Origin of the sequence: Mesorhizobium sp. M0185, assembly GCF_040322175.1 — a bacterium.
Taxonomy (GTDB): domain Bacteria; phylum Pseudomonadota; class Alphaproteobacteria; order Rhizobiales; family Rhizobiaceae; genus Mesorhizobium.
The window spans coordinates 1-11629 of sequence record NZ_JAMYSY010000031.1; the positions used below are offsets into that span (position 1 = coordinate 1).

The 11629-nt window shown below is 59.6% G+C and carries 10 protein-coding genes; 6 read left to right on the forward strand and 4 right to left on the reverse strand.

From position 1 onward, the window contains the following. Window positions 1–197: 197 nt before the first annotated feature. From NKJ20_RS22170 to NKJ20_RS22180, 3 genes are all read right to left on the reverse strand, one after another. Window positions 198–734: a dihydrofolate reductase family protein gene (locus tag NKJ20_RS22170; RefSeq protein ID WP_352746954.1), complete on the reverse strand. Its 537-nt coding sequence runs from the start codon at window positions 732–734 to the stop codon at window positions 198–200. A 212-nt stretch (window positions 735–946) separates the two neighbouring features. After that, window positions 947–2677, reverse strand: a complete 1731-nt coding sequence (locus NKJ20_RS22175) for an adenylate/guanylate cyclase domain-containing protein (RefSeq protein WP_352747074.1) — start codon at window positions 2675–2677, stop codon at window positions 947–949. 109 nt (window positions 2678–2786) lie between these two features. Further along, a complete protein-coding gene (locus NKJ20_RS22180; protein WP_352747076.1) occupies window positions 2787–3143 on the reverse strand; it encodes a dihydrofolate reductase family protein in 357 nt (118 codons plus the stop codon). A 171-nt stretch (window positions 3144–3314) separates the two neighbouring features. Between NKJ20_RS22180 and NKJ20_RS22185 the strand changes: the two genes are divergently transcribed. The 3 genes from NKJ20_RS22185 to NKJ20_RS22195 all read left to right on the forward strand — a co-directional run bounded on the left by NKJ20_RS22185 (window position 3315) and on the right by NKJ20_RS22195 (window position 6683). Then, on the forward strand, window positions 3315–4214 hold the full coding sequence (locus NKJ20_RS22185) for an HNH endonuclease (protein ID WP_352746957.1): 900 nt from the start codon (window positions 3315–3317) through the stop codon (window positions 4212–4214). A 619-nt stretch (window positions 4215–4833) separates the two neighbouring features. Continuing rightward, window positions 4834–5739: a retron St85 family effector protein gene (locus tag NKJ20_RS22190; RefSeq protein WP_352746960.1), complete on the forward strand. Its 906-nt coding sequence runs from the start codon at window positions 4834–4836 to the stop codon at window positions 5737–5739. Then, window positions 5736–6683 carry a retron St85 family RNA-directed DNA polymerase gene (locus tag NKJ20_RS22195; RefSeq protein ID WP_352746962.1) on the forward strand — a complete coding sequence of 316 codons (948 nt, stop codon included), beginning with the start codon at window positions 5736–5738 and terminating at the stop codon, window positions 6681–6683. Before NKJ20_RS22190 ends, NKJ20_RS22195 begins: the two co-directional genes overlap by 4 nt. A 23-nt stretch (window positions 6684–6706) precedes the next feature. Here NKJ20_RS22195 and NKJ20_RS22200 read toward each other — a convergent pair whose 3' ends face one another. Further along, window positions 6707–6892, reverse strand: a complete 186-nt coding sequence (locus tag NKJ20_RS22200) for an alpha-glutamyl/putrescinyl thymine pyrophosphorylase clade 3 protein (protein ID WP_352746964.1) — start codon at window positions 6890–6892, stop codon at window positions 6707–6709. Between the two features lie 128 nt (window positions 6893–7020). On the opposite strand from NKJ20_RS22200, the gene NKJ20_RS22205 reads away from it, so the two are divergent. The 3 genes from NKJ20_RS22205 to NKJ20_RS22215 all read left to right on the forward strand — a co-directional run bounded on the left by NKJ20_RS22205 (window position 7021) and on the right by NKJ20_RS22215 (window position 11177). Continuing rightward, complete coding sequence (locus NKJ20_RS22205) at window positions 7021–8463, forward strand: DUF6600 domain-containing protein (RefSeq protein ID WP_352746966.1); 1443 nt, start codon at window positions 7021–7023, stop codon at window positions 8461–8463. A 316-nt stretch (window positions 8464–8779) separates the two neighbouring features. Beyond that, window positions 8780–9841: a LacI family DNA-binding transcriptional regulator gene (locus NKJ20_RS22210; RefSeq protein ID WP_352746968.1), complete on the forward strand. Its 1062-nt coding sequence runs from the start codon at window positions 8780–8782 to the stop codon at window positions 9839–9841. Between the two features lie 82 nt (window positions 9842–9923). Then, a complete protein-coding gene (locus NKJ20_RS22215) occupies window positions 9924–11177 on the forward strand; it encodes an ABC transporter substrate-binding protein (protein WP_352746971.1) in 1254 nt (417 codons plus the stop codon). Window positions 11178–11629: the final 452 nt, after the last annotated feature.

Below are 11629 nucleotides of genomic sequence, written 5' to 3' on the forward strand. Positions count from 1 at the left end.
TTCGCGATGTCCTCGCACACCTGTTCGCGATGTCTCCGGTCCAAACACCCCCTTGAGGGGGAGATGGCCGGCAGGCCAGAGGGGGTCGGTTCGACCGGGCGCGGCCTCCCTCTTGAGTCGGTAGGGTTGGCGCATTACGCGAGACGCCCCCCTCTGCCCTGCCGGGCATCTCCCCCTCAAGGGGGGAGATTGGCTCATCACGACTTCCCAGCCGCATACTCCAGCGCCACCACGCCGTTGCTGAATTGCGTGGCCGAGATCAGCTCGAGCGGCAATTGCGCGCCGGGCGGGAACAGCAGCTTGCCCTGGCCGACGGCACCGGGGTAGCTGAGCAGCCTGATGCGGTCGACAAGGCCATGGCGCAGCAATTCCTGCGCGACGCTGAGGCTGCCATGCACATAGATGTTGCCGCCGCTGCCTTGCTTCAGTCCTCTGACCGCTTCCGGCAACGCGCCCTGCAGCAGCTCGGCCGGTTGCCAGTCGAGCGCCTGCAGGCTGGTCGAGGCGATGTATTTCGGCAGCGCGTTGAAGCGGTCGGCGAAGTCTCCGGTCTCCTTGGGCCACGAGCCGGCAAAAATCTCATAGGTCGTGCGCCCCAACAGCATGGCGCCACTGTCGGCAAGCTCGTCGTCCTTGAACTTTTGCATCTCATCGTTCCAGGCCACGCTCGGCAGCTTTTCAACCTCGGCAATGCCATCGACGCTGATGAATTCGGTAACAATGAGTTTTCTCATAGCGAGTTCCTTTCTGGCAGGGCCGAATGGCGCGGGCTTATGCGACATGCGCCGTCAACTAGCGCGGCGCTTTTTCAGGGGGAGGGTTTTCCCTGTTCGCTTCCAAAGACCGATACCGTGGGAAAAGCTTCTCCGACCTGCCCGTCGTTCGGTCATGCCACAAGGTCCGCATCGTTTTTGCCGATTGGATCTGGGTCGTAGCTACCTGCTGCCTATAGGTTGGCAATACCGGCTTTCAGCAGTCCTTCGCGGACGTGCTGCACGTCAGGCTCCTGGGCATAGTGCAGGGTGGCGATGAATGAATCGAGGTCGAATTGGGGATCGAGCGTTCTGATCTTGCCTAGATGCGCCGCGGCCGCGATTTCGTCGCCGAGCCAGCCGTAGCAGGCAGCGGCGAAAGCGTGCTGAGCCGAGTCCATGGTTGACAGATGCATGAAAGCTTCGATCGCCTCGCCATACTGGCGCGCGGCGAAATGCGCCTTTCCCAGATGGCTCCAGAACCTCTCCGGGTGGTGCGGGTTCAACTGCATTGCCTTGCGGATCCATTCAATTCCCTCTTCCGGCCTGCCCAGCCACGTCAATAACTCGCCTTGCTGCACCACCACGAGGTCGTAATTGGGATTGAGGGCCAGCGCCCGCTCTTGATGGTAGCGCGCTGTGGTCAGCTCATTGTTGTTCACGTTCACTGCGGCGAGGATGCGATGGACATCGGCATCGTTGTTGTCCAGCGCCAGAGCCCTGTCCAGCGCCGCCATGATGTTGTTCCAGATGGCATCCCTGTCTTCGCACCAGTTATGGACCCAGGCCTGGCCAAGAATGCAGGCCCGCCAGGCATGGGCATGGGCATAATCGGGGTCGAGCGTGACCGCCCTTTCTATCAAGGTTTGCGCGCGTTCATTATCTGCAATCGTGCTTCGGTGATGCAGCACCTTGGCAGCAAGCACACATTCATACGCGGCCATGTTTGCAGGTTTCGCCCGCGCGAGCTGGTCCCGCTGAGCCGCCTCGACGCGACCGGGCAGCGTGGCTGCGATCGCCGCGGTCACCTCATCCTGAATCGCGAATATGTCGTCCAGCTTCCGGTCATACTTGTCTGCCCAAATATGAGCGTCATTCGCCGTGTCGATGAGCTGAACCGTCACGCGCACCCTGTCGCCGATCTTGCGGACGCTTCCCTCCACCAGGTATTGGACGGTGAGTTTCTCGGCCACCTCGCGCACATTCACGGCGCGGTTCTTGTAGACGAAGCTGGAATTGCGCGAGATGACGAACAGCTCATGGTGGCGGGACAGTTCGGTGATGATGTCCTCGGTCAGTCCGTCCGCGAAAAATTCCTGCTCGGGGTCGCCGCTCATGTTGGTGAATGGCAGCACCACTATCGAAGGTTTCGAGATAGATCGCTTTGCCTCGACTTCCGGCAGGACAGAACTATCAAACCCAACGCGATAGAGGCGAACCGGGCGGCTGATGTTCTTCAACGTCTTCTCGCCCAGGTCCTCCATGGCAATTTCGAGACGGTCGGCAATTTGGGTCGCCACCGCTGCGGTCACGCAGATACCGCCGACGTCGGCGAGTTGCTCGATGCGCGAGGCAATATTGACGCCGTCGCCGAAAATGTCCTCATCGTCGAAAATGATGTCGCCGAGATTTATGCCGATCCTGAATTCGATACGCCGTTCTTGCGGCACATCCGAATTGCGCCGTTTCATGCGCTGTTGGATTTCCACGGCGCATTTCACGGCATCGGTCACGCTCTGGAACTCCACGAGCATGCCGTCTCCGGTGGTCTTGATGATCCGGCCCTTGTTCTTCGCGATGGCGGGATCGACCAGTTCTATGCGATGGGTCCGAAGGCGTGCGAGCGTGCCGGATTCGTCGGCCTCCATTAGCCGACTGTAGCCCGCCATATCGGCAGCCAGAATTGCGGCTAGTCTCTGTTCCATCGCTTGAACCAAAAACCAAGCTTATCCTTCCAGAGCTGCCAAATCCAGCAATTTGGGCTTGTGGTTGGAATCAAGAGGTCTTCCTACCGCAGCAGCAAGAAAGGGCGGATCAGAACCTTCCGCCTGGTGGCTGCGAACTCGATCGCATCAATCGCGGGAGGGATCCGCGCAGCGTCAAGCTCGTCGAGGCGACATATTTCGGCAGTGCGTTGAATCGGTCGGCGAACTCTCCGGTCTCCTTGGGCCAGGAGCCGGCAAAAATCTGATAGGTCGTACGCCCCAAAAGCATGGCGCCGCTGTCGGCAAGCTCGTCGTCCTTGAATTTTTGCATCTCATCGTTCCAGGTCACGCCTGGCAGCTTCTCGACCTCGGCGATGCCATCGACGCTGATGAATTCGGTGACGATGAGTTTTCTCCTGGCGCTTTTCCTTGTGTCAGAGGACGGATGGCGCGGGCCTTCTGCGATACGCGCCGTGGAAAAGAGCGCGGCGCTTTGTTAGGGGAGGAGCTTTCCCTAGACGGTTCCAAAAGAAGACCGATACCACGGGGAAAAGCTTCTCCGACCTGGACTAACCTCCCAAGATCGGATTTTGGTGTTCTGAGGCAGATATCCCAAAGAACGCATTGCAGGAAGATCATGGGATTCGGGGTTTTCATTCATCGCTCAGATTCGATCTACAATGACCGCCCCGCCGAGCAATACCAGTTTCCTCGCCCATATCTGCGCCGCGTCGAAGCATGCGTTGGCGACTGGATCATCTATTACGAGCCCAGCAAGGTAGACGATACCCGCGGCTATTACGCCGTAGCCAAAGTCCAACAAATCATTCCCGATCCTGTGACGCCTGATATGTACCTCGCTCTGATTGAGCCTGGAACCTATCTCGATTTCGTCAACCCTGTTCCATTTAATGGAACCGATGGTCTCGTTGAGCGAGGCTTGCTCAACGATCAGGGACGAATTTCCGGTCGCGCCCAATCGGCCGTCCGCCCAATTAGCCCGGCCGATTTCAACCGCATCATCGATTTGGGCCTGGACACGAACGGGTCGTTGCTACCGCGCGTAGATGAGGTCGGCACATCTTCCGGCTTTCAGGAGGAGCAGGCGCCATTCGAATTCGAGCAGAGCCGCGATCGCGTAAACTACATCGGATCGCGAATTGTGCGAGACCGCATTTTCCGTCGCATCGTCTTGCGCGCCTATGACGAGCGCTGCGCGATCACCGGACTGAAGCTGATAAATGGCGGCGGCCGAGCAGAAGTTTCAGCCGCCCATATTCGATCGGTCGAAGCGAACGGCCCGGATGTCATCAACAACGGGATTGCACTGTCCGGCACCGCGCACTGGATGTTCGATCGCGGGTTGATCAGCCTATCCGATGACCTCGAAATCCTGATCTCGCGACAGGTTAACGACTTGGAAAGTGTGCAGGCATTCATAAACAAGACCAGTCGAGCGCTTGCGCCGGCCCGACAGATTGAACGCCCTCATCCTCGTTTCTTGCAATGGCACCGTGCGCACTGCTTCAAGCAGTGAAGCACCGCCGGCGTGGGAGCGTGTTGGTAGGTGAGTTGGAACGGCTACTTCTGACCCGTTGCAGACATCGAAAATCTCAGGAGAGTAGGTCTGCTTGCGCTAAAGCAGACATTAAGAAACGCAGGTCGGCCTGCGCGTCCACAATGAGCGCGGCCTTGTCACCTGGCTGCTGTGCGGGACGTTCGGCCAGGCGTCACCGCGCTGCAGGCGGCGAAGCGTTCCTGGCAGAAGCTTCTAGACTTTTCGGGCTCAAAAGCCGCGAAAAATAATTATGAAAATATTGCTAGGAAAACGCCAATAACTGTCGATTACAGCGTCGGGGCCAAGCGCGCCTATTGATTGCCACAGCAGACACGGTCACACTGCTTGACAGCTGACTGTGGGGGTGGGAGATAGTGCTTAGCTTACGCGAGAAGCACCTTGCGTGCTTGGTCCGGCGTTCCGTCAGACCTCATTCGATTGTTAGGTTTTATCCGGTGTGGAACAACCTGTGGTTATACCGCCACAAGTGGCCGCTCCGCTCGGTAAACCCCATGTTCTTCCACACCTCCAAGGGTAAGTGATAGTCGGAGGTGACATAGCCGATTTAGTCGAGCGCATCGACGCCTCGACTTTGCATGTGCGCGCACCCACCCCAATCATCCTGCTGTGTGGCGGGCAGATCGACGTCAAAACGGCTAAGCCAAACTCGTTGCGGGATGCTTACACCCAAATTTACGGGCGGCCCGGCCTGAAATCATATTCGACGGTGACGCCTGAGGATTTTAGAATCTTCGCGCCCGATGGGCCCTACAAAGACTGGCTGAGTTTCGAGAGAGAATTCGCACAGATAGTCGACTTGGTCGTTCTGTTTTCAGAAAGCTATGGAAGTGTTGCTGAACTAGGCGCGTTTTCTGTGGTTGAGGAGATCGCCACCCGCCTGCTCGTTGTCATTGACGACAAGAACTACGGCGATTCGTCTTTCATCAAGCTGGGTCCACTTCTCTTCCTACAGGAAAATCACGGGAAGTCTGCTGTGTGCGTGCTAAATCGCAACGACTTAAATATTAGTAGCGTAAACAGCGTTTCGGAGGTGAATCTCGACCGTTTGGCGGAAGCGCTGATTCCCGCGATTGAAAAGCGGAAAGCTGAGTACAAAGAACACACGACATTCAATCCTGGGCGAGCCGGTCATGTCATCAAACTGGTAGTCGGCTTAATACAACATTACGGGGCGCTGACCGAAGAGGAGATTGATACCCTCCTATACGTTATGGATTTGACGGTTCCATTTTATAAGATTGCTGAATACCTAAGCTGTGCGATCAATGCCGGCTGGATCGTCAGAGATAAGCGCGGAATTAATGAGTACTACTGCGCGTTGCCTGACATGGAAGAGGCGGTCACTTACCGGCTTCGAAAAGATTTGCCGCCGGAGGAGAAAGATCGGGATCGTTGGCGCGCAAGGGTAATCGAGTATTGGAAGAGTAAGGAACCCGTTAGGTTTAGCAGCATCCAAGCTGCTTTAAAAAGCGCTCTGGGATGAGTGGCATCGTCGACATATTAGCCGTTGAGACTGGTATGGATACCAACCTGGTGGAGCGCATCATGCGCACCGCCCCTGTTAGGTATAAGACCTATCAAATACCGAAGCGCTCTGGAGGTTTTCGAATTATCTCCCAGCCCGCCAAGGAAGTGAAGATATTGCAGAGGGCGTTGGTCGATGTGCTTGTCAGCAAGCTTCCAATTCATGACGCGGCGACTGCCTATCGTGAAGGTATATCCATAAAGGAGAACGCGCAGCGCCATGCTGGACATCGACCAATCCTGAAGATGGATTTCGCTGACTTTTTCCCGTCGATTAAGGCCGCTGACTGGTCCCGCTATTGCGAGCTGACGGGCGCCCTTACCTCATTCACAGATATCCACCTGACCTCGCAGCTGATTTTCCAAAGGCTAAAGGGAAGCTCGGTCTTGCGATTGGCTATTGGGGCTCCCTCCTCGCCGACTGTCTCCAATGCCCTGCTGTGGGAATTCGACGAGGCTATTAGCCACGAGGTTGCGAAAGATAAGGTGACATACACCCGTTACGCCGACGACCTCACCTTCTCCGCTCCACGAACCGGGTATCTCGTCAATGTCGAGAAGGCCGTCCGAAAGGTGATCAAGCTGATTGAGCTGCCGAAGCTTGTCATCAATGAGGGCAAGACAACCCGCGTGACAACGAAATACGGGCGGCGCGTGACGGGGCTCACGTTGACAAATGACGGAGCCGTGTCAGTAGGGCACACGCGAAAACGCGAGCTTCATACCGCCGTGTACAGAGCTAGCAAGGGTAGGCTGGACGGAGATGAGCTAGCAAACTTGAAGGGCATGCTAGGTTTCGTGAATAGCGTCGAACCTGAGTTTATCACGACGCTGCGGAACCGCTTCGGGCAGGGCATCATCCAGCAAATCCAAGCATTCCCTATTCCCAAGCGCCAACGCTAGGACATTATGTTTCAGGGCGCGAGCTATTGCGTCATCAGGAAAATGAGCCATGCCGCTTCTTCGACATCGCGTCGTTGCATCTGATAGGCCACTGCGCGTTCTGCATCGAAGCCATTAGCCCGAACAGCTTGGCGCAGAGCCTGTTGCGGCGGCTCCTTTACTGTCGGGCCCGCTGACCAACCACTTATCGCCGCGCCTTCGGCGCGCATTTGTGACGGTCACCGCCCTAATGAAGCAACTCTGATCTCTGACATCATCGTGCGATGCCAAGCCGTTGCGGGAGGGGATCGGTAACGTCAGCAAAGTGGAACAATCCGGCAGCCGGCGGGTTTGTACGATGAAGGGCGATCTGTTTCGGAGGAAGATTACGATGAAACGCGTCCTTGCCCAACATGCGGTGCGACTGATGCTCGGCGGTGTAACCGCCTGCCTGCTCACGGTCGTCGAGATTCCCAACTCAATTGCGCCATTGTCGCTTGTGTCCGAGGCAAGGGCTGCCACCACCGTTTCGATCAGCACGTTCTACGAAGACCTGTCTTCCTATGGTGATTGGGTCTCGTATCACGGAGCGACCGTTTTCGTGCCGGTTGATGTGCCTGACGATTGGCGTCCGTATACGCTTGGACACTGGGTCTATACCGAGCAGTATGGCTGGCTCTGGGTGTCCGACGAGCCATTCGGCTGGGCGACGTACCATTACGGCCGGTGGGGCTATGCCGACGATATCGGCTGGTACTGGGTTCCGGGCACTCGCTGGGCGCCAGCATGGGTGAGTTGGCGTCGTGACAGAGAGCACATCATTTGGGCGCCGCTGCCGCCCCGCCGCGATCCGGATTTGATTTCAATCGAGGTGACCTTCGACACGACGCCGGATTATTACTGGGTTGTGGTCCCCACCCGCGAATTCCTTGCCGCGGACATTTCTGTAGTCGTTATTCGTGATGAGCCGGAGTTTGTGCGCATTGTCGAGGCGGCCGAACCGGCCGGCGACGTGACGATCCAGAACAACGTGGTGATCAACAAAGTCATTGATGTCGATGTGATCGAAAAGGAGACGAACCAGAAGGTGACTGCCGTCAAGGTCAGCAAGACCGAGGCGCCCGAGCAGTCCGGCAAACTGGAAAACGATACGGTCGCTGTCTTTGAGGGCGAGGTGAAAGCCGACCCTAAGGCCAAACCAGCTAAGCTCAAGGACATCGAGGAGGTGAAGCAGGTTCAGGCTGGCCGGAAATCGAAGCCGACCGAAGGCGCTGCAACGACCGAGCAGGCCAAGCCCGAAGAAGCCGCCAAGCCTGAGAAGCCGAAGGCCAAGGAGCAGCCGGCCACCGAGCAGCAGCAGGCCGAGCCCGGCAAGGCGGCCAAGCCTGAGAAGTCGAAGGCCAAGGAGCAACCCGCCGCCGAGCAGCAGCAGGCTGAGCCCGAACAGACGGCCAAGCCTGAGAAGCCGAAGACCAAGAAGCAGCCCGCCGCCGAGCAGCAGCAGGCCGAGCCCGAACAGACGGCCAAGCCTAAGAAACCGAAGATCAAGAAGCAGCCCGCCGCCGAGCAGCAGCAGGCCGAGCCCGAACAGACGGCCAAGCCTGAGAAGCGGAAGGCCAAGAAGCAGCCCGCTGCCGAGCAGCAGCAGGCTGAGCCGGAGCAGGCTGCCAAGCCTGAGAAGCGGAAGGCCAAGGAGCAGCCAGCGGCCGAGCAGCAGCAGGCCGAGCCCGAGCAGGCGGTCAAGCCCAAGCCACAGAAACAGAAAAACAAGGCGTGCGATCCACAGACTGAGAACTGCTAGCTCTGCGGGTAGACTGCGGCACCGCGATTATTCCATCGCGGTGCCCGCTGAACGGCAATGCACGCCAAAGCTGCTCGCCCTCTTTCCTTCGGGCCGCCATGGCAGATCCTGGACCCAGGGCAGCGAGTCGTAGTTGACTGCCGAACATGCCTGTAACCAGGCCATTCCCTCTTGCCATCCTTGCATCCTTCCCCTAATCTTCCTTTTGAGAAAACCTTTTCCCAACTCTGCCGGCATCCGCTGACTTCACCATTCAGCGCCTCGCAGGCCGGTAAGAGAAAAGCTTTTCTCAAATGGGAGGATCGATATCCAAATCATGGCGTCCGACGCGCAGCCAACGCCTGTTTCTGCCAAGCAGCCCGTCACCCTGCGTGAGGTGGCGGCGCTCGCCGGCGTCAGCGTGGCCACGGCCTCAAAGGCGCTGAACGGGCAGGGGCGGATGACGGCCGAGACGCGGACCCGTATTCGCGAGACGGCGCAGCGGCTTGGCTTTCGCCCGAACAGCCTGGCGCAGAGCCTGCTCAGGCGGCGCTCCTTTACCGTCGGGCTTTTGACCAACGACACCTATGGCCGCTTTTCGCTGCCGCTGATGGCCGGCGTTTCCGATGCGCTGGTCGATGCCGGCGTCTCGGTGTTCCTGTGCAATGTCGAGGACGACCCGCGCCTTGCCCAGCTGCATGTCGATGCCATGCTCGACAAGCGCGTCGACGGCATCATCGCCACCGGCAAGCGCATCGACCGCCACCTGCCGGTCGACCTCGCCAATCTCGGCATTCCGGCGATCTACGCATTCACCGAGCCCGATCCCGGCGCCATCGCGTTCGTCTCCGACGATGCCGGCGGTGCGCGGCTGGCGGTCGAGCATTTTTGCCGGCTCGGGCGGCGGCGCATCGCCCATGTCAGCGGGCCGGCGAGCTTTGCCGTGGTGCATGCCCGCGCCGAGGCTTATCGCGCGGTGCTGGCCGAGAACGGCCTGCCGGTCATGGAGCCGCTGCTCGGCCCGTGGTCGGAGGCCTGGGGCCACGAGGCGGTCAAGAAGCTGTTCGACGGCGAGGGTTTCGACGGTACGCGCGAAAAGCCCGATGCGGTGTTTTGCGGCAACGACCAGATCGCGCGCGGCGTCATCGACGCCTTGCGCGAGCGCGGTATCGGCGTGCCGGACGAGGTCGGCGTCATCGGCTTCGACAACTGGCAGATCGTCGCCGAGGCAACCCGCCCGCCGCTGACCTCCGTCGACATGAACCTGGCCGCGCTCGGGCGCGAGGCCGGCCTTGCCCTGCTTTCGCTCGTCGGCGGCGAACCCGCCGAGCCGGGCATCAGAAAACTGCCGTGCCGGCTGGTGGTGCGTCAGTCATGCGGCCGTCCGCCGGACGGCTGAACGAAACGGGCCGTGTCGATAGTCACCCGCTTGGGGCGCGGCTAAATTAAGACGCTAAATTAAAACCATGTGGAGGAGAAGCATGAGAACCACCATTACCGGGCTCGCCATCGCCGCGAGCATTTTGGGCACGCTGGCAACAGTCGGCCCGGCCGCCGCCGACACCGCCAACATCTGGGTTCGCGCCGACGGCTCGAACTTCATGCCGCGCATCGTCGATGCCTTCAACAAGGGGCATCAGAACCAGATCAAGCTCGACATCATCCCCAACGCCGAAATCATCCCGAAATACGGCGCTGCCGCCGCTGGCGGCACGGCGCCCGATGCGCTGTCGCTCGACCTGATCTACACGCCGTCCTTCGCCGCCGCCGGCCAGCTCGAAGACATCACCGACTGGGCGAAATCGCTGCCCTATTTCGCCAGCCTGTCGCCGGCGCATGTCAAGACCGGCACCTATAAGGGCCGCATCTACGGGCTGCCGTTCTCGGCGGATTCCTCGGTGCTGATCTGGAACAAGAAGCTGTTCAAGCAGGCCGGCCTCGACCCGGAAAAGGGCCCGACCAACTGGGCCGAGATCGAAGCCGACGCCGAAAAGGTCAATGCGCTCGGCGGCGACATCAAGGGCTTCTACTTCTCCGGCAATTGCGGCGGCTGCAACATCTTCACCTTCACGCCGCTGATCTGGGCCTCGGGCGGTGACATCCTGACGGAGGACGGCTCCAAGGCGACGCTGGATACGCCGCAGATGCGCGGCGCCATCGACCTCTACCGTTCGATGGTCAAAAAGGACCTGGTGCCTTCAGGCGCGCAGACCGACACCGGCTCCAACTTCTTTGCCGCCTTCGCCACCGGCAATATCGGCATCTCGCCGTCCGGCGCCTTCGCCATCGGCGCGTTGAACACGCAATATCCCGACATCGACTACGGCATCACCTTCCTGCCCGGCAAGGATGGTGGCTGGTCGTCGTTTGCCGGCGGCGATAATTTCGTCGTCACCAAGGGCACCACCAAGGTCGCGGTGGTGAAGGAGTTCCTCGATTTCGCCTATTCGCTCGAAGGCCAGACCATCCTGGCGAAATACGGCAGCCTGCCGGTGCGCGGCGACATCGCCAATGAGGCGCTGAAAGACCTCGACCCGCGCTACAAGGTTGCCGCTGAAGCCATGGCCAAGGGCCGCACGCCCTATTCGGTGGTGTTCAACGACCTGATCAACTCGGCCAACGGTCCGTGGAACCAGATGATGAACGAGGTCTTCTTCGGCGAAGACGTCGACGGCGCCATCGCCAACGCGCAGGAAACGATGCAGTCGATCATCGATTCGGCGCCGCAGAAGTAAGGCGCCGGCTCCACCTCCCCCTCGAGGGGAGGTCGGACCGCAGGTCCGGGTGGGGTCATCGCGGCAGTGCTCGACGTTTCTGTCGGCGCACGTCGCAGAGGACCCCACCCCCGCAGCCCCTTAACCTCCCCCTCGAGGGGAGGTCGGACCAAAGGTCCGGGTGGGGTCATCGCGGCAGTGCTCGACGCTCTTTTGATGTCGGCGCGCTTCGCGGAGGACCCCACCCCCGGCCTTCGACCGGACCCTCCCCTCAAGGGGGAGGGGACGTCCCGCCAATGGAACAACAGGCATGAGCACCATCACAGTACGCCGTCGCAACGTTGGCTCCCCCTTCTCCCCTTGTGGGAGAAGGTGTCGCCGAAGGCGACGGATGAGGGGTGCTCCAGCTTGGCTCGGACGGCATTCCTTCCAACACCCCTCATCCGTCTCGGCGCTTCGCGCCGATCCACCTT